20 protein-coding genes are annotated in these 26,557 nt (G+C 46.1%); 15 read left to right on the top strand and 5 right to left on the bottom strand.

Features of this window, described 5'->3' with window-relative positions; translation table 11 throughout:
• Window positions 1-104: 104 nt before the first annotated feature.
• Both ACN6NF_RS18305 and ACN6NF_RS18300 read left to right on the top strand, forming a co-directional pair.
• Window positions 105-2,354, top strand: a complete 2,250-nt coding sequence (locus ACN6NF_RS18305; RefSeq protein WP_474318944.1) for a methyl-accepting chemotaxis protein — start codon at window positions 105-107, stop codon at window positions 2,352-2,354.
• 248 nt (window positions 2,355-2,602) lie between these two features.
• Window positions 2,603-4,372: a peptidoglycan D,D-transpeptidase FtsI family protein gene (locus tag ACN6NF_RS18300; RefSeq protein WP_474318943.1), complete on the top strand. Its 1,770-nt coding sequence runs from the start codon at window positions 2,603-2,605 to the stop codon at window positions 4,370-4,372.
• On the opposite strand, the gene ACN6NF_RS18295 is transcribed toward ACN6NF_RS18300, so the two are convergent.
• A complete protein-coding gene (locus ACN6NF_RS18295; RefSeq protein WP_474318941.1) occupies window positions 4,360-5,514 on the bottom strand; it encodes an AI-2E family transporter in 1,155 nt (384 codons plus the stop codon). The genes ACN6NF_RS18300 and ACN6NF_RS18295 overlap by 13 nt on opposite strands.
• 178 nt (window positions 5,515-5,692) lie before the next feature.
• Between ACN6NF_RS18295 and ACN6NF_RS18290 the strand changes: the two genes are divergently transcribed.
• Window positions 5,693-7,141 carry a polysaccharide deacetylase family protein gene (locus tag ACN6NF_RS18290; RefSeq protein WP_474318940.1) on the top strand — a complete coding sequence of 483 codons (1,449 nt, stop codon included), beginning with the start codon at window positions 5,693-5,695 and terminating at the stop codon, window positions 7,139-7,141.
• Between the two features lie 84 nt (window positions 7,142-7,225).
• Here ACN6NF_RS18290 and ilvD read toward each other — a convergent pair whose 3' ends face one another.
• The 3 genes from ilvD to ACN6NF_RS18275 form a co-directional block, all read right to left on the bottom strand.
• A complete protein-coding gene (gene ilvD / locus ACN6NF_RS18285; RefSeq protein WP_474318939.1) occupies window positions 7,226-8,914 on the bottom strand; it encodes a dihydroxy-acid dehydratase in 1,689 nt (562 codons plus the stop codon).
• A gap of 342 nt (window positions 8,915-9,256) precedes the next feature.
• The gene (locus tag ACN6NF_RS18280; protein ID WP_013372595.1) at window positions 9,257-9,505 is read right to left on the bottom strand and encodes a KGG domain-containing protein; all 249 of its coding nucleotides are present in this window, start codon (window positions 9,503-9,505) and stop codon (window positions 9,257-9,259) included.
• A 172-nt stretch (window positions 9,506-9,677) separates the two neighbouring features.
• Window positions 9,678-10,712: an acyltransferase family protein gene (locus ACN6NF_RS18275; protein WP_474318938.1), complete on the bottom strand. Its 1,035-nt coding sequence runs from the start codon at window positions 10,710-10,712 to the stop codon at window positions 9,678-9,680.
• A gap of 314 nt (window positions 10,713-11,026) precedes the next feature.
• Between ACN6NF_RS18275 and ACN6NF_RS18270 the strand changes: the two genes are divergently transcribed.
• From ACN6NF_RS18270 to mgrA, 4 genes are all read left to right on the top strand, one after another.
• On the top strand, window positions 11,027-11,833 hold the full coding sequence (locus tag ACN6NF_RS18270) for an alpha/beta fold hydrolase (RefSeq protein ID WP_474318937.1): 807 nt from the start codon (window positions 11,027-11,029) through the stop codon (window positions 11,831-11,833).
• Between the two features lie 14 nt (window positions 11,834-11,847).
• The gene (locus tag ACN6NF_RS18265) at window positions 11,848-12,618 is read left to right on the top strand and encodes an HAD family hydrolase (RefSeq protein ID WP_474318936.1); all 771 of its coding nucleotides are present in this window, start codon (window positions 11,848-11,850) and stop codon (window positions 12,616-12,618) included.
• Window positions 12,615-13,355, top strand: coding sequence for an NAD-dependent protein deacylase (locus ACN6NF_RS18260; RefSeq protein WP_474318935.1), 741 nt, complete (start codon window positions 12,615-12,617; stop codon window positions 13,353-13,355). The genes ACN6NF_RS18265 and ACN6NF_RS18260 overlap by 4 nt, the downstream gene beginning before the upstream one ends.
• Before the next feature lie 84 nt (window positions 13,356-13,439).
• Window positions 13,440-14,459: an L-glyceraldehyde 3-phosphate reductase gene (gene mgrA / locus ACN6NF_RS18255; RefSeq protein ID WP_474318934.1), complete on the top strand. Its 1,020-nt coding sequence runs from the start codon at window positions 13,440-13,442 to the stop codon at window positions 14,457-14,459.
• A 137-nt stretch (window positions 14,460-14,596) separates the two neighbouring features.
• Here mgrA and ACN6NF_RS18250 read toward each other — a convergent pair whose 3' ends face one another.
• The gene (locus ACN6NF_RS18250; RefSeq protein WP_474318932.1) at window positions 14,597-15,463 is read right to left on the bottom strand and encodes an AraC family transcriptional regulator; all 867 of its coding nucleotides are present in this window, start codon (window positions 15,461-15,463) and stop codon (window positions 14,597-14,599) included.
• A gap of 220 nt (window positions 15,464-15,683) precedes the next feature.
• Here ACN6NF_RS18250 and ACN6NF_RS18245 point away from each other — a divergent pair, with 220 nt between their 5' ends.
• The 8 genes from ACN6NF_RS18245 (at window position 15,684) to ptsG (ending at window position 26,492) form a co-directional block, all read left to right on the top strand.
• Entirely contained in the window at window positions 15,684-16,862 is a 1,179-nt protein-coding gene (locus ACN6NF_RS18245) for a galactokinase (RefSeq protein ID WP_474318930.1), read from the top strand.
• A 1-nt stretch (window position 16,863) separates the two neighbouring features.
• Window positions 16,864-17,853: a UDP-glucose 4-epimerase GalE gene (gene galE, locus ACN6NF_RS18240; RefSeq protein WP_474318928.1), complete on the top strand. Its 990-nt coding sequence runs from the start codon at window positions 16,864-16,866 to the stop codon at window positions 17,851-17,853.
• A 17-nt stretch (window positions 17,854-17,870) separates the two neighbouring features.
• The gene (locus ACN6NF_RS18235; RefSeq protein ID WP_474318927.1) at window positions 17,871-19,514 is read left to right on the top strand and encodes a UDP-glucose--hexose-1-phosphate uridylyltransferase; all 1,644 of its coding nucleotides are present in this window, start codon (window positions 17,871-17,873) and stop codon (window positions 19,512-19,514) included.
• Window positions 19,515-19,700: 186 nt separating this feature from the next.
• A complete protein-coding gene (locus tag ACN6NF_RS18230) occupies window positions 19,701-20,864 on the top strand; it encodes an iron-containing alcohol dehydrogenase (protein ID WP_474318925.1) in 1,164 nt (387 codons plus the stop codon).
• 173 nt (window positions 20,865-21,037) lie between these two features.
• On the top strand, window positions 21,038-21,556 hold the full coding sequence (locus tag ACN6NF_RS18225; RefSeq protein ID WP_474318924.1) for an NfeD family membrane protein: 519 nt from the start codon (window positions 21,038-21,040) through the stop codon (window positions 21,554-21,556).
• A gap of 48 nt (window positions 21,557-21,604) precedes the next feature.
• Window positions 21,605-23,140, top strand: coding sequence for a flotillin family protein (locus tag ACN6NF_RS18220; RefSeq protein WP_474319078.1), 1,536 nt, complete (start codon window positions 21,605-21,607; stop codon window positions 23,138-23,140).
• Between the two features lie 191 nt (window positions 23,141-23,331).
• Window positions 23,332-24,207: a glucose PTS transporter transcription antiterminator GlcT gene (gene glcT, locus ACN6NF_RS18215; protein WP_090889850.1), complete on the top strand. Its 876-nt coding sequence runs from the start codon at window positions 23,332-23,334 to the stop codon at window positions 24,205-24,207.
• Window positions 24,208-24,446: 239 nt separating this feature from the next.
• Complete coding sequence (ptsG, locus tag ACN6NF_RS18210) at window positions 24,447-26,492, top strand: glucose-specific PTS transporter subunit IIBC (RefSeq protein WP_474318923.1); 2,046 nt, start codon at window positions 24,447-24,449, stop codon at window positions 26,490-26,492.
• Window positions 26,493-26,557: the final 65 nt, after the last annotated feature.

The following is a 26,557-nucleotide window of genomic DNA, read 5'->3' as shown; positions in this document are numbered from 1 at the left end:
GCTACATTCCTTGTCGAATAGTTCCGATAGAGACTATATAGATAATAGATACATAATGGATGACGTGGAACAAGAAACTAATTATATAGTGGTAGGTGAGAGGAATGGGTTTTCGGAAAAAAGAGGGGAATACAGCAAAAAGGCAACCCAAGAAAAAGGATCAAATGAAAGGTTTAAAAGGAAGTAAAGTAACAACGGATAAAGGGGAGGAGACGGTTGTGATGTCTTCGAAGGGTACTCCCTGGGTAGCTGAGGTCTTACGTAAATGCACATACAATTTAAAGCGTTTACTTAAGCCTGAAAGATACAGTCAGGATTTTATGCATTTAGTCAAAAACTATAATCCGATCCGTTCGGTTGGGATGAAGTTGTTTCTGATCTTTTTTGCGGCCATTATGTTATTTGTGGTCAGCTTGGGAATGCTCTCGTACTACAGAGCTAAAAGCACGATTGAGCAAAATGCAGCTACAGCGTATCAGCAAACGGTTCAGCAAACTTCGGAAAAGCTTGATATTATTTTAGAGCGCTTTCAAGACACATCGACACAGGTATTTTTCGATACTGAATTAAGTGATCAGTTGCAAAAGGCTGTAAAGCAAGATAAAAATCCCTTTGCATCTTTTGTTGCTATGGGCGAAGTAAACAAGAAATTAACGAATATTGCTTTTACAAATAAAGCGATTGATTCATTGTATTTGTACCCGGAAGAAACCAGTTTAGCTGCAATGGGTACCGGAACACAAAAGGATGTACGGCAGGAAGCATGGTTTAAGGATATTTTGAAAAACAAGGGAATGGTTTGGCTACCTACGCAGGTGAATGACAATGGCAGCAAGACCTTTCGTCTAGCACGCTCCATGAACAGCATGTCCGGGTTGGGAGGGACTTATGTTCTGGTTATGGATTTAAAGGCCAGTGCGGTGGAGGACGAGTTGAAAGGTGTTAATTTGGGCTCAGGCAGTATGATTAGCCTTGTGACAGACAAGGGTGAGTTTGTAGGCTCTAATAATGAGAGCTTGGCCGGGGGAAAGACAAAGCTGGATTACGTTTCCAAGCTTGAAGGGATCGAAGGAAATCAAATTATGGAGCAGGTAGCAGACGGCAAAGAGCAAAGTGTGCTTACAGTTCATAATACACTGGGAACTTCCAAATGGATTCTTGTGGGTGTAGTACCTGTATCTGAGCTGGTGAGAGACGCTAAGGGAATTCTAACTACGACATGGGTATTTGCTGCGGTGGCTGCACTCATTGCACTGTTCATCGGCTTATGGATCGTGCGCCTCGTGGCTCGTCCACTGACACACCTGAAAGATTTAATGATTGAAGGCGCCAAAGGCAACTTGCAAATCCGAACGAACTATAAGGCTCAGGATGAAATTGGGCAGTTGTCTGCAAGCTTTGATACCATGATGGAGCAAATTACACTGCTGGTAGAACAGACGAATGCATCAGCACAGGAGGTACTGAATACAGCGACGGAACTGAGTGATGCCTCAAAGAAGACAGCCGTTTCAGCCAAAGAAATTGCAGCCGCAACGGAAGAGATTGCTCATGGTGCCACCAGCTTAGCAACAGAGGCGGAACGTGGTAGTGGATTAACTGGGAATATATCCCAACAAATGGATACAGTTATGACTTCTAATTATGAAATGAGTATGGTCGCACAAGAAGTTGAACAGTCCAGTGAAAAAGGGACAATTCAGCTGAAAAATCTATTGAGCAAGACTAAGGTTACGGAAGAAACTACGCATGCTTTGGTAGGCAAAGTAGACGAACTGAAGCAGACAACTTCCGATGTCTTTAAGGTGCTGGACGTATTACAGGATATTGCTAAACAAACGAACATTCTATCCCTGAATGCGACGATTGAAGCGGCACGAGCAGGGACAGCCGGGCGTGGTTTTATGGTGGTTGCAAATGAGGTCCGTCAGTTGGCAGAACAATCACGTCAAGCCATTCGTACGGCTACAGGTATTACGAATAATATCGTCAATGAGATGAATGAAACGGTACAGGCGTTATCTGAAGTATACCCGCTGTTCCGGGAGCAGATGGGTGCCGTACGAGAAACGACGGACATTTTCCAATCGGTGCAGCAGCAAATGGGAGAGTTCGCGCTTCGGTTGGGAACAGTCACCGCCTCCATTCATCATCTGAGTGAATCGCAGACTACTTTGTCCGAGGCAATGACCAACGTAAGTGCGGTAGCCGAGCAATCCTCGGCTACTTCGCAGGAAGTCGCCTCTCTCAGTAATGAGCAGGCCAATATCGGTAATCAGCTGGTAGGCTTGTCTGATAAGCTGGAAGGAGTATCGGTAAATTTGAAAGAACAGCTTTCAAGGTTTACAGTGTAGGTGTTCTAAAAAACAGGAGTATCAGGAGCGCAAATCATGAATACAAACACAAAGTTAGCTTGGGTGGTTCTAGCCATTACTATTTTTATAACGGTCTATTATTCGTTAGATGAAATTTTAGGTTGGAGCCCATATTCATCACTAGATATCCAATAAATTCGGTAACCCATTCAACAATACATGTTGAGTGGGTTTTCTTTTTCCATCACCGGACATACTACTGGAAAAATGATGAAAGGAGGATAAATGTGTCTAGGCATCATAGCAATTTCATTCGTCAACGTCGAATTGCATATATAGCTCTGGGGATCATGGTATCGCTACTGATTTTATGTTTCCGACTGGCTTGGATTCAGGGAACAGCGGGCATTCATTTGTCATTTTATGGGGGGCATTCGCTTAAAGAAATGTCAGTACGTCAGCGACAGGAAGGAATCGCTATTGATACCGGGCGTGGACAGTTTACGGACCGACACGGGCAACCCTTGACTGGAGGAGTCGTATGGACGCCAGTGCTTTTTCCCGATGTAGATGGCCGAGCAGCTTTGCATGGACAAGAACTGGCCAAGCTACTACATACAAGTAAAGGGCAACTGTTGACGCGATGGAAGGAATTGCAATCTCCACTCATATGGCGGGATGGACGTGGAGAGCTCGTACAAATCTATCCGAATGAAGCGGGGAGACTGCTGAAGTTAGCCCCTTCGCTCATAGAGCTTGTGCCGTATGCGCAACGTTATAGGGATGTGCCCAATGGCAGACAATGGCTTGGTTTTCTGTATGAACGTGGTGAACGAGCCAGTGAACTGCCGATGGGGGCAGCGGGCCTGGAAAGAACGCTAGAGCCGTTGCTAAGCGGCGTTGGTGAGACGTTCGTCTCTCGGCTTGTAGATGCGCAACGTCGTCCATTGACTCATGTCCCGCTTCGTGTCAGTGCTCCATCCAATAGTCACTATCCATTACAGGTGCAGACCACAATTGATCTCCCGTTGCAGGAACAGATTGAGAAGCTGACAGAATCTAATCAGTTGACAGAAGGGGCAGTCGTTGTACTTGATGCAGGCAACGCGGATGTGATGGCGATGGTGTCTCGCCCTTTTTATAATCCCAGTCATGTTAATCCGCAGCGAAAAACAGACTGGTCTAATCGTGCCCTCAAAGCAGTAACGCCTGGTTCTATTTTTAAGTTGGTTACGGCTGCGGCTGCACTTGAATCAGGTATGGTTCAACCGCAGGAGCAATTTCATTGTCATGGAGCCTATGGCAAGTACGGCTTGTCTTGCTGGAAAAAAGAAGGACACGGAACCCTGAACCTGGAGGAAGGGCTTGCCGTATCCTGTAATAGTGTGTTCGCCCATCTCGGCGAACGGCTTAACGCTGAGCAAATTCAGGCCGCAGCCTCTGCACTGGGATTGAGTCGAACCGTGGGCTGGCAGGACCGGAATCTGGCAGGGCTACCCCAATTCAGACCGCTGGATCACGAAGAAAAGGGAGCCGTATTCGGCTCCCATACAAATGCATCTGATCCAGGCGTACGTGTGCAGACAGCTATCGGCCAGCGTGATGTGCTGGTAACGCCTCTCCAAGCAGCCAACCTCATCGTCACCTTGCTGCACGATGGTCAAGTACATGCCCCGCGCATCGTAAAACGCATCAGCTACGCAGACGGAAGCACCTTGCTGGAGCTACCTGCTCACGCTGCTCCTTTATCCCAAGGTAGCCGCTCGATTCGCACATCCACGGCTCATATGCTGCGTGAAGCAATGGAACAGGTTGTGACACACGGTACAGGCGCCTCCTTGCGCAATAAAACATGGAAGCTGGCCGGTAAATCGGGTACGGCCCAAGCTTTAAAAAACGGTCGTCCTATAAATCACCAGTGGTTTATTGGTTACGGTCCGATAGAGCGGCCACGTTATGCGGTTGCCGTTCTTGTGCAAAATGCTTCAACGCATGCTGCAAATCAGGCCACAGCACTGTTCGGTCAAGTCATGGATCTGCTAGCTCAATCCTCCTGAGTTCCGCGAGTGGCTTCACGCTCTTCCTCCTGAATTTTGACGATAAAAGGAGGCTCGTCAAATTCCTCAGTCGGAAACCGGATCCATTGCTGCAAATAACCTTGTTGCCACAATTCCTTGAGCAAAATGATCAGAATGGGAGATAGGATTAATCCGGCCAATCCGAAGATGGATAACGATATAATGGCAAAAGAAAGCATTAGATAGGCAGATGAAACGCCGATGGAATTACCAGTAATTTTGGGCTCTGCCAACTGGCGCACAATCACGGTGACAGCCATGACAATAAGCAAGCCTACAGCCAAGCCGGTATTCCCCGTGATGAACAAATACACTGCCCACGGAATAAAGATAACAGGCACACCCAACAATGGCAAAATATCAAACAAAGCTGCTACGAGCGCCAACGATAGGGCATTATCCACTTGCAAAATGAGTAAACCTATAAATACGAGCACAAAGGTAATTCCTACCAATAAAGCTTGAGCCTTGAGAAAGGCGGAGATAGCTTTAAGTACATGATTTTTTAGAAAAAGGTACGCCGTTTTTAGTGTCTTCGGTGTTTTACTGCGGGCAATTCCCTTCCAGAGATTAATTTCCATACTCAAAAAGAACGCTAGAATGATGGCAACCGCAAAGTTGCCCATAAAAACGGTGAAAGAGCTGAGAAATTGAATGAAAAAGGATAACCCTAGTTGTGCCCATTTCGTAGCAATGGTGGTAGCAGTTGCAAAATAATCATTTACACGTTCGGTAACACCCGGAGGCAAGGCAGCAATTTTATCTTGAGAAAGATGAAGAACCCGCGTGAATTCCGTTTGGATAATCTGGGTATAATGTGGGAGATTTTGAGCGACTTTTGTAAATTGAGTAACCAGGATCAGGCCCAATCCGAAAAAAATAGCTAGTAATAAAATAATAAACAACAATACGGAGAGTGCGGAGGCAAAGGGCTTTTTCATACCTTTGCGATGAAAATAACGAGCAGTAGGTTCGATGCACCAAAATACGACGAATGAAAGGAACACAGGTGCGGCTAGCTGATACAGTTTGCTGGATACGAACATAATTAAATACACGGTTAATACAATCAGACCGATATCAAAAACAGTACGCCAATATTTTTTGTACAATGGAAGCATATGTATACAACGACTCCTTTAAGATTTTTATTTATTGTACACTAAATTGTATCTCAATGCTGACCAGTAGCAACGGCAAAATCTCGGCAGGCTTACGTCATTATGATAACATATAAGTAAGTGAGTTTTCTTCAGGAAGCCTGTTTGGAAGTTCAGAATAGAAAAGTGGGGATAAAACGTGCAGACTTTGCTGTTATGGATGTTTTACATTTCAACTTTTTATGCTTTTATTCCGGCGCTGGTTAGTCGTATATTTGGTTTCAGGGTGTTTAGGCGTGGCAAAAGTAACCAAGAATATGCGCTAACTTTTGATGATGGTCCTGATCCAGTCTATACATCACAGTTGCTCGATTTACTCAAGCGTTTTGATGCCAAGGCTACTTTTTTTGTTGTAGGGATGAATGCCGAAAAACACCCTGAACTTCTGAAGCGCATGCATGATGAAGGTCATCTGATCGGTATTCACAATTATGTGCACAAATCGAATTGGCTCATGCGGCCTGTTACGGTTAGAAGACAAATTGCCCAGACAGAGTCAGTCATTCGGCGAGTAACTGGCGAGGGAACGACCTTTTATCGTCCGCCTTGGGGGATTGTGAACTTTTTTGATATTTCCAAAAACAATGGTCGTCGAATCGTATTATGGTCCTCTATGTTTGGTGACTGGAAGGCCAGCATTGGAGCGAAACAATTAGCGGAAAGAATGCTCAAAAAGCTGAGGGGTGGCGAGGTGATGCTGCTCCATGACTGTGGTACGACCTTGGGGGCAGATGCAGAAGCGCCACAGAATATGCTCATTGCGCTAGAGAAGCTATTGATAGTCGCCCAGGAACGGCAGCTACGCAGCGTACGGGTGGATACATTGTTCTGTCGTCAGTCTGGCAACCAATCCACTGTCTCTGGCTTGTCCAGTACAGATTGGATGAAAAGAATGATGGTATTCGGATGGCTACAATACGAGCGGCTTTTTCACGCCTTGTTCCGCCTTCGTCCTGTCAGCAAGGGTAATACGATCTTTTATTATCGTCGCCGTACCTATCATGGACCCAATATAAACATGGAGAACGGTAGATGGCTGGAAAAAGGGGACCCCATAATTGAGCTTCATTTTGACAATAAAATGTTGTTTCAGTTGGGATCGACGGCAAAGTCCTTGGTACATCTAGCGATTCAATTGATTCGAGTTGTGAAAAGACAACTGCCTGATCTTACCCAACGGGTTGTACATGATTCTGGTATGAAGGGTGTAAAGGCGATCTATGCAGTAAGTATGATTCATCGAGGGCCTGAAAAATTAGGATTTCAAGTCCAGGAGCTTCCCCAAGGACTGTTTAAGCATGTGTCTACTGTATATTTAAAGCTGTTATTTCGTATCATCCATCCTTCGGGTTCAGAGCAATTGAGTGAAAAAAAAGAGGTTATGGTACCGAAACTAATCGTGATGCCCATTGATACCTTATTTGATCGTTTCCAACCGGGAGATTCGCAGCGGGCAGGCCAGGTTTTTGATCCAACTAATCAAAGGGATGTGGTTCATACACTCAACAGTAAAATGACCGAAGAAGGTGACCCTATTCATACTTCGATCAGGGCTTCACAAGCAGCAGATACAGGATCAGGTAGTTGATCTAATGAAAAAAGCCTCTTGATCCTTTGTAGGGGTCAAGAGGCTTTTTAGTAGTTCATATAATAATCTATATTGGCAAAGCACTTAGATTTTCATAATTCCGCCGTTACTTGCGTTCGTCACCAACTTGGAATAACGCGCCAGATAGCCTGTCTTCACTTTCGGCTCGAAGCCTTTCCAGTTGGCGCGACGACGTTCGAATTCTTCGTCTGTAATGTGAAGCTCAATCTTACGATTGTTCAGGTCCAGCTCAATGATATCGCCGTCCTCAACAAAAGCGATAGGTCCGCCTTCTGCTGCTTCGGGGGAAATATGACCGATGGAGATACCACGGGAAGCACCTGAGAATCGTCCGTCTGTAATCAGGCCAACCTTGGCACCAAGCCCCATGCCCACGATTTGTGAAGTTGGAGCGAGCATTTCAGGCATACCAGGTCCGCCTTTAGGACCTTCATAACGAATAACAACAACATGTCCTTCGGCAATTTTACCGTTAGCGATGCCAGCCAGCGCATCTTCCTGTGAATCAAAGCAGATGGCAGGACCTTTGTGATAACCGCCAACAGAAGGATCAACTGCACCGACTTTAATGATGGAGCCTTGTGGTGCCAAATTGCCGAATAATACAGCTAGACCACCGCGCTCGGAATAAGGGTTGTCCAATTTGTGGATGACGTTAGTATCCAGAATTTCCTGACCCTCTACGTTTTCACGAAGAGTTTTTCCGGTTACAGTAATACAGTCACCATGCAGTGCGCCCGGTTTCTTCAATAGTTCATTTAGCACTGCGCTTACGCCGCCTGCATTATGAACATCCTCAATGTGATAGTCGGAGGCAGGTGCCAACTTGGACAAATGAGGCACACGGTTTGCGACTTCATTGATGCGTTCGATAGGGTAGTCAACTTCAGCTTCATGGGCAAGTGCCAATGTATGCAATACTGTATTCGTAGAACCGCCCATTGCCATATCTAGTGCAAATGCGTTATCAATGGCTTCTTTCGTCACGATATCACGTGGTTTGAGATCGAGCTTAATCAATTCCATCAATTGGCGCGCAGATTGTTTGACGAATTCTTTACGTTCTTCTGCTACGGCGAGGATGGTGCCGTTACCTGGCATAGCCAATCCCATCGCTTCTGCGAGACAGTTCATAGAATTCGCTGTGAACATTCCAGAACAGGAGCCGCAGGTTGGACAGCCATATTGTTCTAGCTCAAGCAAACTTTGATCATCGATTTTGCCCGCCTGGAATGCACCTACACCTTCGAAGACGGAAGTCAGGGAAATAGAGCGTCCGTTCTTGTCTTTACCAGCTTTCATAGGACCGCCACTGACGAAAATAGTCGGAATGTTAACACGCAATGCCCCCATCATCATACCAGGGGTAATTTTATCGCAGTTAGGAATACATACCATGCCGTCAAACCAGTGAGCGGAAACGACAGTTTCCAGAGAGTCTGCAATAATTTCACGACTTGGCAGAGAATAACGCATACCGATGTGTCCCATGGCAATGCCGTCATCTACACCAATAGTGTTAAATTCGAAAGGTACACCGCCTGCTTCACGAATGGCCTGCTTGACAATTTTGCCAAATTCCTGCAAATGGACATGGCCCGGTACGATGTCAATATACGAGTTGCATACCGCAATAAACGGTTTGTCAAAATCTTCTTCTTTGACACCCGCTGCGCGCAGCAAGCTGCGGTGAGGAGCGCGGTCAAAGCCTTTTTTAATCATATCGGAACGCATTTTCGTCTTAGCTGTCATGATGCTGGTTTCCCCCCAAAGTATAAAAATGGTATGGCGTTCAATGAACGCCGTAATAGCGCAGATGTTTTCTAAAGAGTCTATCATAGTTGTGCGCATATTTCTACATATATGAGGATTTTGAAAAAAGTATAGAAGTGTTCTGTAAGCAACAATATATAGATAGGAACAGTTTTATTTATCTATATATTGCATCTGCAAGGATTTGAATTGGACTCTTCAAAACTCTGATATCCTGATATATTAGCCTATCGGATAAATAGCAAAAGCCCATTCCGCTATAAAACGGATGGGCTCAGGCTTGTTTTTATGTTAAAGGAGGGCGGAATATGAAACTATATTTTAATTTCTGCCACCTTTACGACCAATGTCTCTGTAGAAATTTTTGTCATGCGACTCAGCTGTAGCATCGCCGCCCTTTTTGCCGATTTCCTGATAAAATTCCTTATCATGTGAGTTTGCGGTTGCTTGCCCGCCTTTCTTACCAATCTCCTGATAAAATTCCTTGTTGTGCTTCTTAGAAGTAGCTTCTCCACCCATACGGCCTGCTTCTTCGCGACTCATTTTACCCTGATTTTGATTACGTGCCATTACAAATCACTCCTTATTAAAAGTTGTTTTTTGTTGCGCGTATCTTTTACTTACCACATATTGCCTGTATGAAACAGGGACTATGCGCGAGTAAAGAGGAGGGAGACCCACTTCCAATTTCGTCTGTAAGAGGGTTGTCGCGTGCTGATTTAAAGTATAAATGGATAAAAAATTACGCAGACCGTCTAAAAAGATAAGGTGCTGGCTTCAACATCCACTCTACCTGTGGCTCAATAAGAGGCCGTGTTGCAGTTCGAACCCAAGGCATGGTCAACAGACAGCACAGACCTGCGGCGCACACTAGAATCAACATGACTTCCACAGGAGTATCTATATACTCATAGACTCCCTTTGCAACAATGGAACGAACGATTAAGCCATGGAGCAAAAAAACATATAATGTACGCCGTCCCATCTCGGTTATACGTCCTGTGACGGCTGGAACAAAGCTTAGAAACGCCATAGATGCTATCCATTGAACTCCATAAATCCCGATACGGTAAATCCCTGCGTACCATTCGGTATGGCCCAGTTCACCATAAGTCATGTTGCCATATAGCCAGCCTGCCGGGATGCCAAAATACGACGTTCCCGCCAGTACCATAAGCAAAAGAGATACAATACCGGCGATGATACGGACAGGTGTTGTGAAGAAGCGTCGAACGTCTGCATAATTCAAATGATAACCTGCAACAAAGTAAGGCAAATAAACAAAGGTTCTGCATACGCTTAGCCATATACCGTCTACGGGGAGATATCCGACAAGGATACCCAGCAGAACGGATATACCCAGTTGGAAGACTGGTGGTATTTTCTGAAAAGACAGCATCAGTAGTCTCCAGCAGATGTGACTGGCAAGGAACCAAAGCAGCAGATAAGGAGCAAAAAAAGAATGATGGATATGGGGAACGTGGAAGATTACGACATCCAAAATTGAATATAGGGATTGAAAAATCAGATATTGCATACCGATCTGAAGTAGAACTTTTTGTCCTGCGAGACCCGTCAAAGTGGTTTTGGCAAAGTAGCCTGTAACGAGTACAAACAACGGCATATGAAACATGAATATCCAGCTAAACCATTGTTGGGCAAGATGAATTGAACCGACTAATGGCTCCAGGGCGTTTCCTGCAAATACGCATATAATCAACAGAAATCGCAAATTGAGAAAAAAGCTTTCCCCTTGTACATCATGGCTTGTCGTCATGTGTTTCCCTCCGAACGGCTTCTGCCGACTAAACTATTTAAAAAATAATTCTTTACAAGGAACAAGGTACGATACTCTGGACCACATCATTGTGATTTTATTCACAACAGTAAGCGTTATCATGTCCTATATATGTGGCGAAAGCTTGAACAGCAGATAAAGATGAGCTAAAGTCTGGAAACGTGTGCTAATTTGACCCTGTATGTGCAACGATGTTACCCTAACAAGGTTATAGTTATGCTAACGAATACAGCGACACCTTTTATATTCAAGTCAAGAATCACAAGGTATGAAAGGCGAAAGGAACTTTTACAATGAGAAGAAGAACAAGAAGATCATACAACTCCTATGGAACACGCGGATCTCGGAAAATATGGAAAATTCTTTTAGGTATCCTAATTGTCATTGTGCTAATCGCGGGTTGGGGAGCATGGAAGGTATTTACGCCTTATCAGCCTGACGAGACGGCGGCGGCTGCATTAGCCGAAATAGCGGATACTGTGAAAGTAAATGAGCAAGAGCATTGGTTAAGTTTTGAGCCTACCAAAAGAAGTGGATCGGGAGTCATTTTGTACCCAGGAGCGTTGGTTAAACCCGAAAGCTATGCGCCCTTGGCACGCCGTCTGGCAGAAAAGGGTCATCATGTGATCATTGTAAAAATGCCACTGAACCTTGCATTGATCTCACCGGATTTGGCGAATGAAGTGCTAAAGGCGTATCCGAACGAAGCCTTTGTTATTGGCGGCCATTCGTTAGGTGGTGTGATGGCGGCCCGATATGCAGCTGCACATCCTGATCAGGTTAAAGGTGTATTTTTCCTTGCTTCCTACCCGGATAACAAGGGTAATTTAAAGGATAAAAATCTGCCAGTTATTTCTCTGTTAGGAAGTGATGACGGAGTCATCCAGATGAAAAATGTCCAAAGTGGGAGAACTTATTTACCTTCCAACACGCTGTATTTTACAGTCGAAGGGGGGAACCATGCCCAATTTGGCAGTTACGGTGCCCAGAAAGGGGATAATCCCGCGAAAATTAGCGCCGTTGAGCAATGGAACCAGACGGTAACGGCTTTGCAGGACTGGATGAAAGAGAGTGTAGATTCAGCTCCTAAGAACCCGTAAAGGAGGTGTGATGCATGTCTGAGCTAATCGTGCAGGGGAAGCGGTACCCATGCCGTGGCATCTTATTCGATAAAGATGGCACACTACTAGATTTTATTCAGTTGTGGGGCCCTTGGGCTCGTTCTATACTGGATATGATGGAGCAGCATCTTGTCGTGGCGGGAGCCGGTTTTACGATGGAAAAAGGCAACATTCTAGGCACTGTTCACGATCAGGAGGGACGTGTGATCGGTTACGATCCTTCTGGTCCGCTGGCAATGGGGACGGTGGATGAAAGTACAGGTGTGCTGGCTTGGCAGCTTTATACTGCCGGTGTCCCGTGGAATGAAGCTGTGCGGCTTGTCCGCGAATTTAATAAAACAGCAATGGCTGACGTCCGCCGACATCGGGCAGCGAAGGTGTTTCCGGGGTTGCGGACCTTATTGGAGCAAAGTCGCCTTGCCGGATTGAAACTGGCGGTTGTGACCTCTGACAGTACAGAGGCTGCACAAGAGCATTTGGAGTGGATGGGGCTGACATCCTATTTTGACGAGATCATCGGACATGATAGGGTTACATACGGTAAGCCTGACCCGGAAATGGCTGAAACAGCTTGCGCGTTACTAGGACTGTCGCCAGCGGACGTGATAGTGATCGGAGACAGTAATGGGGATATGCAGATGGGCAAGCGTGCCGGAGTACGGCTAGCCATTGGATTTGCGCCGGAACCGGAGCATTCCGGTCATTTGTTGGATGCGGATAAGGTGGTTCGTGGATATAAAGAGCTGGAGGTGCGTAGAGCATGAAAGTTAATACGTTGGCGGATTGGATACAGCAATCGCAGAATATTGTTTTTTTCGGCGGAGCAGGGACATCGACGGAAAGTGGTATTCCCGATTTTCGTTCAGCAGCAGGCTTGTATCAGAGCGAGGAAAAATTACCTTATTCTCCTGAGGTTATGCTTAGCCGCTCTTTTTTTGTGAAGCATCCTGAAGTATTCTTCGGTTTCTATCGCAGCAAAATGCTGCATCCCGATGCGAAGCCGAACGGCTGTCATCATTTCCTCGCGTCTTTGGAAAAGCAAGGCCGTCTTAAAGCGGTTGTGACGCAAAATATTGACGGATTACACCAGGCTGCAGGAAGTATGAATGTACTGGAGCTTCACGGCTCGGTACATCGCAACTACTGTATGGAATGCGGTCGCTTTTACGACCTAAATGAAGTGATGAACAGTTCCGAGGTTGTACCTAAATGTCCGGTAGATGGAGGAATGATCAAACCGGATGTCGTTTTATATGAGGAAGAGTTGAATCAGGATACCCTTATTCAATCCATCCAGGCCATTTCTCAAGCAGATCTGCTGTTAATCGGAGGAACGTCACTGACAGTTCACCCTGCGGCGGGCTTGATTACTTATTTTCGTGGTAAACATACAGTGCTGCTGAACACAGACCCCACCTCGTATGATCACAAGGCGGATCTTTTGATTACTGAACCGATCGGTAAGGTAATGGAAGAACTTGCTCATCAATTAAGCTTGTAATCGTTTTCTTGTCAACGCCTGGATAAAAGCGCTATGATGATGTTGGGATGGACATAACAATGTTTCGAGAGAGGCTGTGATAGCATGGTTTATTTAGCTGGCGAAGATCGTTATGAAAGTATGAAATATAACCGTACAGGGAGATCAGGTCTTAAGCTGCCCGCTATTTCGCTGGGCTTGTGGCACAATTTTGGCGGAATTAACAACGCCGAGAATGGTCGCAGCATGATTACTCGCTCCTTTGATCTGGGGATTACGCATTTTGATTTAGCTAATAACTATGGTCCTCCTGCGGGTTCAGCTGAGGAATTTTTCGGACAAGTATTAGCCAGTGATATGAAGCCGTACCGGGATGAATTGGTTATCTCTACCAAAGCAGGCTACCATATGTGGGCAGGTCCTTATGGTGACTGGGGATCTCGTAAGTATATGATATCCAGTCTGGATCAGAGTCTGAAGCGATTGGGACTGGACTATGTCGATATATTCTACTCTCACCGCTTTGATCCGAATACGCCGTTGGAAGAAACGATGGGAGCACTGGATCATATCGTACGTTCTGGTAAAGCGCTGTATGTGGGCGTGTCTAATTATAGCGCAGAGCAAACGGCAGAAGCAGCTCGTATTTTGAAGGAGCTTGGAACACCGATGTTGATCCATCAGCCGAGATACTCTCTGCTTGACCGCTGGATTGAGAATGGATTACAAGATGTACTGGACGAAAACGGGATAGGCAGCATTGCCTTTTGTCCACTGGCTCAGGGACTGCTGACCAATAAATATTTGAACGGAATTCCCGAGGATTCACGTGCAGCAAGCACATCGGTTTTCCTGAATGAGAATCATGTGACGCCTGAAACTCTGCGCAAGGTGCGGGCCTTGAACCAGATGGCTGCTGCACGTGGACAAAGTTTGGCTCAATTCTCACTGGCATGGGCTCTACGCGGTGAACGTCTGACCTCTGTCCTGATTGGGGCTAGCCGTGTAAGCCAAATCGAAGAAAATGTTAAAGCCTTATCCAATCTGGAGTTTTCACAGGAAGAGCTGGACCGGATTGATTCAATTCTAAATGCCGGGAACGGACAAGACGGCGGCACAGCCTAATGACAAAAGGTATTTTGGAGTCATTAACCTAATTTCACATTCTCTTATTCGATATATACATAACAGCCCTCATCCGCTTGAAGGATGAGGGCTGTTTGTTATTGGCAGGGAGCTAGGGAAACCTGCTAAAGCTTACTTTACGACTGTGGATACTGCTTAACCTTGCTCCGGTATTCGGTTGGAGAGTGACCACAGAAGCGTTTGAATTGACGTGAGAAATATAAAGCATCGGTTAACCCGACAGAAGCAGCCACTTGCTCAACCGATAGCTCAGGACGCTCACGCAGCAGTTGACGTGATTTGTCGATCCGCAGCTTAAGCAGATAGGTGACGGGGGAGATGCCCGTTTCTTTTTTGAATATCCGTGATAAGTATGCACGGTTATAACCAAGTCCTTCAGACATTTGCTCAATGGAAACGGGGTGTGCATACTGAGTGGACATATATTGGACCATTTGTTTGACTGTACGACGAATTTGCGAATCTGCCCCAGAGGGATCAGTCCAGTCACTCAGGTAATTGCTGGCTTCTCCCATAATCAGGTACAAATATCCCAAGGCTGAAAGATGAGAACTAGATTTTCTGCTGTAGAAGGCCAATTGCATTTGTTCCAGATAACAGGGAATGGGACTTTGATCGGCAGCATGGAAAACAGGCTGATGAACACGCAGTCCTGCCTTCTGCACCACCTGCTCCGTATGGTGTCCGATAAAGGCAGACCAACGATAGCGCCACGGTTCCTCTTCATCCGAGGTATAGCTCACCAGCTGACCGGGATGAATAAGGAAAAAATCGTTTTTTTTAAGCTGATATGTGTGCTGTTCTGTTCGAAAGATACCTTTGCCCGACTCTACAAAATGAAGCAGATAGTAATCATAGATTTTCGGCCCCACGGCATGACCGGATTTGGTCTGGCTCTCTCCTGCAAAAAGCACATGCAGCGGGCTATTTTCATAAAACACCGGATTAGAGGCGACAGCATAACTATATGAATACGCTTGCAAAATAGGGTCATCCTTCCTGCATTTGTGAATAGTTTAGTGGATGCGTTATACTTACATTGTACATGTCCAAGTCACATTTATCCATAGCTTAAACACATGGATGCATTACATTGTGTGACGCTTTCATTTATACTGAACTCATAAGAGGTGTCAACCTGATTAAGATATTACAGGGAAATCAGGTAGACTTTTACTAACGGTGAATGAGGTGGATGCGGATATGAACTCTACTGAATTAAAGAAACATTTTATTGAAAAATATGGTGAAAGCAGCAATGAACTGCTGATATTTCATGCACCTGGGCGCGTCAATCTCATTGGAGAGCATATCGACTATAATGGTGGTTATGTGCTCCCGGCTGCGCTGGAATTTGGTACGACGCTGATCCTTCGTGCGCGCAATGATGATCAAATTCATTTTGCTTCGACAAACCTGTCGTATGAAGTGTCTATCCCCCGCGGAGAGATAGGTAAAAGCAAAATGGATGAGTGGGTGGACTATCCGGTGGGTGTGCTGGTGGAGTTGGCTGAAAAGGGTGTTTATCCGTCTAGTGGATACGACCTGCTCTATCATGGAGAAATACCGAACGGAGCCGGATTATCCTCCTCAGCCTCGATTGAGGTCGTGACAGGCTACGCGTTCCTGACTACCGAAAAGCAGAAGACCGACACTGTTGAAATCGCTTTGTTGTCCCAGCGGGCAGAAAACAATTACGTGGGTGTCAATTGCGGCATTATGGATCAGTTCGCTGTAGCGAACGGAGCGGCTGATCATGCAATCCTGCTGATGTGCGATACGCTGGAGTACCGTAAAGTGCCGTTCCGCACAGGAGCTTATAAGCTTGTGATCGGCAATACAAATAAGCGCCGCGGTTTGGTAGATTCAGCCTATAACGAGCGTCGCAGTCAATGTGCGGAAGCACTGTCCATTTTGCAGCAGCAGGAGCCGTCTCTGGAATACCTCGCACAGTTGGATGAGACTCGCTTTGGAGAGCTTCAGCATCATATTGCAGATGAAACAGTCCGCCGCCGGGCACAGCATGTGGTGGAGGAAAACGCTCGTGTGCTGGCCTCTGTCGAAGCTCTTGCGGCGAATGAACTTGCAGCTTTCGGTCAGTTAATGAACGCTTCTCACGATTCATTACGTGACCTGTATGAGGTCAGCTGCACCGAGCTGGATGTTATGGTGGAAGAAGCACGGCGCATTCCTGGCACGCTGGGTGCTCGTATGACAGGGGCTGGGTTTGGAGGTTGTACGGTTTCATTGGTTCATGAGGATGATGTGGATCGTTTTGTAAAGGAAGTCGGCGAAGCTTATCAGACTCGTACCGGGCTGGAAGCCAGCTTTTATGTATGCAAGGCAGGGGACGGAGTTAAAGAACTGAAGGAGGACGAATAAAATGGCCATTTTAGTCACAGGTGGAGCTGGATATATCGGTTCACATACCGTAGCAGAATTGTTGGATCTGGGAGAAGAAGTTGTTGTGCTGGATAATTTGCAAACTGGGCACAAAGGAGCATTGCTTGGAGGCAAGCTGTATGAAGGCGATTTGAGAGATAAAGAACTTCTGTCCAAACTGTTCTCTGAAAATAGTATCGACGCAGTTATTCATTTTGCAGCCAACTCGCTGGTTGGGGAAAGTATGCAGAATCCTGGGAAGTATTATGACAACAATGTATTTGGTACGTTGAGCTTGCTGGAGGCAATGAAAGATGCCGGAGTAAATAAGATCGTATTTTCCTCGACTGCGGCTACCTATGGGGAACCGGAAAAGGTGCCGATTGAAGAAGGTGACCGTACAGAGCCTACCAATGTATATGGTGAAACCAAGCTGATGATGGAGCGCATGATGTCCTGGTTTGATAAAGTACTAGGCATCAAATACGTGTCTTTGCGGTATTTTAATGCGGCTGGTGCGCATGAAAGCGGCAAGATCGGCGAAGATCACCGACCAGAAAGCCATCTGATCCCATTGGTGCTCCAGACAGCATTAAAACAGCGTCCACATATCGCTGTGTTTGGTGAGGATTATGCGACACCGGACGGAACGTGTGTCCGTGATTACATTCATGTAAGTGATTTGGCGGATGCTCATGTACGCGCAGTGAATTACTTGCGTGAAGGTAATGACAGCAACATATTCAATCTGGGCAACGGGCAGGGCTTCTCTGTGAAGGAAGTTATTGAAACGGCACGCAAGGTCACTGGGCTCGACATTCCAGTTGTTACAGAACCCCGCCGTGCCGGCGATCCAGCAATATTGGTTGCATCTTCTGACAAGGCTCGGTCGGTGCTGGGCTGGAGTCCAAAACGTACTCAGCTGGAGGATATTATTAGCGGAGCATGGGGATGGCATCAGTCACACCCTCAAGGCTACGGCGACGAATAGACGGGAGACGATGACATATGAGCGAGCGCCAATCCGTAGATAAAGGCCAAGACCGGGAACTTTCCCGGCACCTGGCCCATGACATCGACGAAACTGTACAGCAATCGGCTCTATATGCGGTGGAACAACTAGTTGCATTCGCGCAAAAAAGGGGCTTGATCGGTCTGCAAGATACGGATTACAGCCGTAATCTGTTATTAGAGCAGTTCGGGTTTTCGGAGCCTTATTCCGGTGGGGAAGCAGGGGGCATTATTGCCCCCGAAGCTCTACAGCCTGTGCTTAATGTATTGATCGATTATGGTTTTGCCATAGGGCTTATCCCTGAAAACACGGATACGTATCGTGATTTGCTGGATTCCAAAATCATGGGGCAGCTAATGGCGAGACCGTCTGAAGTCATCCGTGACTTTCATCAAACGGAGGCTGAACGTGGCATAGAAGCGGCTACAGATGCTTTTTATCAATTATCCATCGATTCAAACTACATCCGAATGGATCGGGTAGCCAGCAATGTGTACTGGAATCAGTCAACGCCTTACGGAGATATGGAAATTACGATTAATTTGTCCAAGCCAGAAAAGAGCCCCAAAGAAATTGCAATGGCAAAGCTTTTGCCGCCACCTGTTTACCCCAAATGTCAATTGTGCCGTGAAAACGTTGGATATGCCGGGAGAGTAAATCATCCGTCCCGCCAAAATTTGCGTATCATTCCGGTCGAATTGAATGGGGAACCATGGTTTTTTCAATATTCACCTTATGTGTATTACAACGAGCATTGCATTGTGTTCCATCATGATCATGTACCCATGAAGCTTACAAAGGATACGCTGCGGCGGTTGCTGGCCTTTACGAAAGCGTTTCCGCATTATTTCATCGGCTCTAATGCGGATCTGCCTATTGTCGGAGGGTCGATCCTAACTCATGATCATTTTCAGGGTGGTCGTCACACATTCCCAATTGAAAAAGCGGGTGTGGATGGCGTATACCATAACGAAGCGTTTCCGCAGGTTACGGCAGGGATTGTAAACTGGCCGATGTCGGTCATTCGTTTTACGTCATCAGATGCCGAGGCACTGTTGGAGGCAGGGAATGCTGCTTTTGAAGCCTGGAAAGGTTATAGTGATCCGTCGGTAGACGTTCTCTCTCATACCGAACTGGAGGGGGAAACGATTCCGCATAATACAGTAACGCCGATTGTGCGCCGGGATTCCGAAGGAAGATATCAGATGGATCTCGTACTGCGCAACAATCGAACGAGTGAAGAATACCCAGAAGGTATTTTCCATCCCCATCACGAGATGCATCATATCAAAAAGGAAAATATCGGTCTGATCGAAGTGATGGGGCTTGCTATCTTACCAGGTCGACTCAAGGATGAACTGGATGGAATTGCTGATATTTTGTGTGGGGACGATGAATTGGCCGCGGCTATGCAACAAGAAGGACATCCACTGTTTAAGCATGCAGACTGGATTTACCAGTTGAATACCCGGTTTGGTCGTCTGTCTGACAAGGAGACGGCTGTTCGTACCGTACAAAATGAAGTTGGACTAAAATTCAGTGAAATTTTAGAGCACGCAGGAGTGTATAAACGCAATCCATCCGGTCAGCAAGCGTTTGGCCGTTTTATGAAACAATTGGGATATACCTTGGGAGAATAAAGTAGCTTGTGTTGCCACATAATACAATACGAGAACCCTCCCAAGATGTGAAAGGTAACCATACTCCTTAAGGAGTGTGGTTTTTTTTTCTGAAAATAAAGCAATTTGTTTCCTGTAACCATAAAGGTTATAATAGAGTAGTTTCTTAACATTAAACTTTAGAAATATTGGAGGCGAGCGTTTGCGATGAAAGCATTCGAATTTTATAATCCTACACAATTGATCTTCGGTAAAGGACAATTGGAGGCTCTCAAGCGTGAAGTTCCTAAATATGGAAAACGTGTATTGCTTGTATATGGCGGCGGCAGCATTAAGCGCAGCGGTTTGTACGATAATGTAATAAAATTGCTTGGTGAGATTGGTGCAGAGGTAACAGAACTGGCTGGTGTAGAACCGAATCCTCGTTTGTCTACGGTACATAAAGGCGTTGAATTGTGTAAAACAAATCAAATCGACCTTGTACTGGCTGTGGGCGGTGGTAGTGTACTGGATTGCTCCAAAGCTATTGCTGTCGGTGCAAAATATGATGGCGACATGTGGGATTTTGCAGAGCGTAAAGCGGCACCCAAAGCAGCCTTGCCATTAGGTACGGTTCTGACCATGGCAGCAACCGGCTCTGAAATGAACGCAGGTTCTGTTATTACAAACGAAAAAACTCAGGAAAAATTGGGCTGGGGTAGCGTACATGCTTTTCCTGCGTTTTCCATTCTTGATCCGGTGAACACTTACTCTCTGCCACAAAATCAAACCGTTTACGGAATTGTGGATATGATGTCCCATACGCTTGAGCATTATTTCCATTTGGAATCCAATACTCCGGTTCAACTGGGCTGGTGTGAAACGATTTTGCGTACGGTCATAGATGCTGCGCCGGGACTGGTTAACGATCTGGAAAACTACGAGTTGCGTGAAACCATTATGTATTGTGGTACAATGGCACTGAACGGCTTCTTGAACATGGGACTGACAGGTGACTGGGCTACTCACAATATTGAGCATGCTGTGTCTGCTGTTTATGATATTCCGCATGGTGGAGGACTGGCTATTCTGTTTCCGAATTGGATGAAACATAACTTGCATGTGAAGCCTGAACGCTTCAAACAGCTGGCTGTGAATGTGTTCCATGTGAACCCAGAAGGCAAGAGTGACGAAGAAGTAGCGCTGGAAGGTATTCAAGCGTTGCGTGATTTCTGGAACTCGATTGGTGCGCCAAGCCGTCTGGCTGATTACGATATTGATGCATCCCAAATTGATGTAATGGCTGATAAAGCTGTGAAATTCGGACCTTTCGGTGGCTTTAACAAGCTCAATCGCGAAGATGTAGTCGAAATTTACAAAGCATCCCTGTAAACAGCGTTTGGAGCATAAAAAGCACGTTTGTGCGTCATTAGACGTACGAACGTGCTTTTTTGGGTTTAATTTGGAATATTGGAGGTAAATTTTGAAACTTTTTAAGGTTGAATACGTAAACATAGTTATAGACTGGAAACCAGACTGAAAAGGTACATGGAAGGAGGAGTCGCATGGAAACCATATTTTGGTGGTTGTTGGCAGGAGGCGCAATCTTTACCGTAGTTAGTGTGTTGATCGGGGATGTACTCGGTAGCTGGCTGGATGGGGCGATAGATCTGCCGGGCCTTGATTGGTTCAGACCTGTCGTTCTACTTGGGGCTATGACTGCTTTTGGCGGGGCTGGAGTACTACTGACAAAGTATACTGGGCTGACCATGGGCTGGGTCGTTGTGCTTGCTTTAGGGATTGCACTTGTGATTGGAGTGCTAGTGTTTTTTGCATTTATCAAGCCCATGGCCAATTCAGAGGTATCCAGCGGCTTCTCGATGCGTGAACTAACTGGAAGAATTGGTGAGGTCACCATTCCTGTACCTGAGGTTGGTTACGGGGAAGTTATGATCCGCTTGGGTGCAGGCAACACCATACATACAGCATCTAGCTTTGATCACAAACCGCTAGCTGCGGGAACCCGTATTGTCGTGGTTGAGGTCGCAGAGGGCGTCGTCCGCGTAGCGTACCTGGACACATAGACGGCGCATTCGCTTAACTTGAAGGGAGCGTGATCGGGAGTGTCAAATCTGCAAGATATTGTGTTGGTCCCTGGAATTGTTGTCATTGTTATTGTCATATTAGGGATTGCCTTTTGGGCCCGTTACAAAACGGTAGGACCGGATGAAGGAATGATTGTAACAGGTTCTTTTCTGGGAAATAAAAATATTTCCGAGGATGAATCGGGTCGTAAGATTAAAATTGTACGTGGTGGGGGCGCCTTCATTTGGCCTATTTTCCAACAATCCGAATTTATCTCTCTGTTGTCTCACAAGTTGGACGTAACTACACCGGAAGTATATACAGAGCAAGGAGTACCCGTGATTGCGGATGGTGTGGCAATCATCAAGGTTGGCAGTTCCATTGAGGATGTAGCCACAGCGGCCGAGCAGTTCATCGGAAAGCCACTGGAAGCTCTTAGAGGAGAGGCTCAAGAAGTGCTGGAGGGACATTTGCGGGCAATCCTCGGCTCCATGACGGTAGAGGAAGTATATCGTAATCGGGATCGGTTTGCGCAGGAAGTACAGGGCGTGGCTGCGCGCGATCTGAAAAAGATGGGCTTGCAAATCGTTTCATTCACCATCAAAGATGTACGTGATAAACATGGATATCTGGATGCGCTTGGTAAGCCGAGAATTGCTGCTGTGAAAAGGGATGCAGAGATTGCAGAAGCCGAGGCAGTGCGGGATGCCCGAATTCAGAAGGCACAAGCAGAACAGGAAGGACAGAAGGCCGAGCTATTGCGGGATACGAATATTGCCGAGGCAGCCAAGGAGAAGGAACTGAAGGTGGCTTCGTTTAAGAAAGAACAGGATACAGCCAGGGCAGAAGCCGATCAGGCTTATCACATTCAGGAGGCCCGTGCCAAGCAGACTGCCGTCGAGGAACAGATGAAAGTCGAGTTGGTACGTAAGGAACGGGAGATTGATATTCAAGCCAAGGAAATACAGGTACGAGAAAAGCAATATGATGCGGAAGTGAAAAAGAAGGCGGAAGCCGATCGGTATGCAGTAGAACAAGCGGCGGAAGCCGACAAATCGCGTAAAATGCGTGAGGCGGAATCGCTGCAATACTCGATTGAAACACAGGCTAAAGCGTCAGCTGAACAAAAACGTCTAAACGGGCAAGCAGAAGCGGATGCAGAACGGGCCAAAGGTACAGCCGATGCAGATGTCATCCGTTTGCGTGGTCTCGCGGAAGCTGAGGCCAAGGAAAAACTGGCGGAGGCGTTCCAGAAGTTTGGAGAGGCTGCCGTGCTCGATATTATCGTGAAAATGTTGCCGGATCTGGCAGGACGCATTGCCGAACCGATTGCATCCATTGATAAACTGACTGTTGTGGATACGGGTAAAGGGGAGGGAGCAACGCGTGTCAGCAATTATGTCACCGAACTGATGGCGACGGCTCCTGAGATGCTTAAGAGTGTATCCGGTATTGATGTAGAGCAGTTGATCAAAGGACTAACCACTGGAAAAAATGGTCTTCATTCCGTACCGTGCTCCGTTGATGCGAACAAGCTGCACAATCCAGCCTCGGTTGAGGTGACACTAACGGATAAAGAATAACGATAAGCCTTCGGGAGCAGATTCTTAGCCCCCAAAAGACCGCTTTTCATCACAGCATTTCCTAGAAATTGTGATGAAAAGCGTTTTCTTTTTATTGACCTTTAGCGGAATATTTGGTACTTTAACGTGGATTCCTCTGAGCTTCATGCTATAATTCTTAGGATCAAGGTTCTGATAAAAGAGGTGCGGATGTGAGCAGCCTAAAAGTGGCCAAAGCGCTGAATAACAATGTGATTATAGGGATGCATCCCGAGCATGATGAGGTTGTCGTGATTGGAAAAGGAATCGGTTTCAATCGCAGACCCGGCGATCTTATGCCGTTGGATTCAGTTGAAAAATTATTTATATTAAAAAGCCATGAAGAACAGGAGCAATACAAACGGTTGCTTCCTGAGCTGGATGAAAAGCTCATCGAGGTCATCGGTGAGGTACTCCATCTTGTTCAGCTTCAAGCAAAGAAGCCTCTAAATGAGCATATTCTAATTGCTTTAACTGACCATATCGCTTTTTCCATCAACCGTCATAAACAGGGAATTACGATTCATAATCCGTTTTTGTATGAGACTAGGGAAATATATCCTCAAGAATACAAGATGGCTGAGCAGGCTGTTGCTTTAATCAGGGATAAGATGAATGTAGATCTGGGAGAAGATGAAATCGGATTCGTGGCCCTGCATATTTATAGCGCCATGACAAACCAGCATATTTCCGAGGTTAGGAAGGATTCTCGTCTGATTGCTGATATGGTTCAGGTTGTCGAGACGACACTGGATTATCGAATTCCTCTCCAATCCCTTGATTATTCTCGACTGCTGACTCATCTGAGGTTTGCGATTGAACGTGTACGACGAGGAGAGATTGTGCAGGAGATTTACCGATTGGACAAGCTTTTGAATGAAGAATATCCAGAAATGTATATGCTGGCCTGGAAACTTACGAAGATTATGGAGAAAAGGCTACGTAAACCGGTGTATCCAGCTGAAGTTAGCTATTTGACGATGCATCTGCAGCGTTTGTCTCAGCGCAAGGAGCAGGGAGAGCAACAAACTGTAATAAAACCCGAGTAAAAAAGTATTGCCTCGCATTTAGCGTGGTGCTATAATCAATTTTGCAATGAGGAAGACAACAACTAAACATTTTAACGTGTTACTGATTCGATCAGGCATGAGTTGTTTTAAGTTATGATTGTTTACAGCCTACTGGGGTATGCTATATCCCAAGGTTGTGTTCAAACATACTTAAATCGGCTCATGCCTTTTTTGTTGTTTTGCCTCTGTTCTAAATTTCAGAGAAGGATGTGGAAGGTATGTTCAAAAAGCTTTTCGGCGTTTTACAGCGTGTCGGTAAAGCGTTAATGCTTCCAGTAGCCATTTTGCCAGCTGCGGGGCTTTTATTGGGTATCGGCAACATGCTGGTCAATCCTGATTTTCTCCAGTACATCCCTGCGTTAAATGCGGGCTGGGTTCAATCGGTAGCGACGATCATGATGAACGCCGGACAAATTGTTTTTGATAATCTGGCGCTGTTGTTTGCAGTCGGCGTAGCCGTCGGTCTGGCGGGCGGCGAAGGTGTAGCAGGTTTGGCTGCGATCATCGGTTACCTCGTAATGAACATTACGCTGGGGACAGCTGTAGGTGTTACACCTGGCCTGATTGCTCAAAAAGTACCGGGTTATGCGAATGTGTTGGGTATTCCTACACTTCAAACCGGGGTGTTCGGCGGGATTATCATCGGTATACTGGCCGCTGCTATGTACAACCGATTTTTCAAAATCGAGCTTCCTTCGTACCTGGGCTTTTTCGCGGGCAAGCGCTTTGTTCCAATTGCAACAGCAGTATCTTCACTGATTGTCGGACTGGCATTGGTGCTGATCTGGCCCCCAGTTCAACAAGGACTTAACGCTGTATCTCACTTTATGGTGTATTCCAACCCGACCTTGTCGGCGTTCCTGTTCGGAGTTATCGAACGTGCGCTCATTCCGTTTGGTTTGCATCACATCTGGTACTCACCGTTCTGGTTTGAGTTTGGTGAATATGTGAACAAAGCAGGTCAAACCATTCACGGTGACCAGCAGATCTTCTTCAATCAGCTTCGCGACGGTGTGGCACTGACAGCAAGTACGTTCCAAGTAGGTAAATTCCCATTCATGATGTTCGGATTACCGGCAGCAGCACTTGCGATGTATCATGAAGCAAGACCAGAGCATAAAAAATATGTAGCAGGTATCATGGGTTCAGCAGCCTTGACTTCATTCCTGACAGGTATTACGGAGCCACTGGAATTTTCCTTCCTGTTCGTAGCTCCATTGCTGTTTGCAGTACACTGTGTATTTGCAGGTTTGTCATTTATGACGATGCAAATTTTGAATGTTAAAATCGGCATGACGTTCTCTGGTGGATTTATTGATTTCCTGATTTTCGGGATTATTCCAACCCGTACCCCATGGTGGTATGTAATTATCGTCGGTCTGATTTTGGCGGTTATTTACTACTTCGGATTCCGATTCATCATACGGAAATTCAACTTGAAGACACCAGGACGTGAAGAAGCTACAGATAATGTGGATGGTGCAGCAAGCGGTAGCAGTGACGAGCTTCCACATAACATTTTGGCTGCTTTCGGTGGTTCATCGAATATCAAGCATCTGGATGCATGTATCACACGTCTTCGGATCGAAGTTAATGAAAAATCAAACGTTGATAAAGCTCGTCTGAAACAACTTGGTGCCTCGGGTGTCCTTGAAGTAGGTAACAATGTACAGGCCATCTTCGGTACCCGTTCCGATACGATTAAAACTCAAATGGCTGATATCATGGCAGGACGTACACCTGCACCTGCTCCTTCAGAACCAGCTCCACAAGAGGAAAAGGAAGCCGGAGAACAAAAGCAAACGATCGTAGTGGAAGATATTGTGATGCCAGTTAATGGTGAATTGGTTGACATCTCGACCGTTCCCGATCCGGTATTCGCAGAACGTATGACAGGTGACGGCTTTGCAGTTGTGCCAAATGATGGAACCATTGTATCTCCTGTCTATGGTAAAGTATTCAATGTATTCCCAAGCAAGCATGCGGTTGGTATTCAATCCGATGGTGGTAAAGAAGTGCTTGTTCATATCGGGGTGAATACAGTGAAACTTAAAGGTCAAGGATTTGACGTTTTGGTGAACGAAGGCGATCTTGTGTCAGCCGGCCAGCCTATCATGAAAGTAGACCTGGAATATGTGAAGGCCAACGCTAAATCCATCATCTCACCTGTCATTTTTACCAACCTTCCAGAAGGTTCTTCGGTAACTTTAAACAAAACTGGAGTATTGAAGGCTGGCGAAGATGGTATAATTACGATAAAATAAATTCTATGTGTTTCGGATTAGTTGATTAGGCGGCTTAGGCCGCCTGGTCATCTGCCCGGTATACT

The sequence above is a fragment of the Paenibacillus sp. TSM33 genome, from assembly GCF_056099025.1.
The sequence above is the reverse complement of the archived record's forward strand: the minus strand, read 5'-3'. Positions and strand labels throughout refer to the sequence as shown.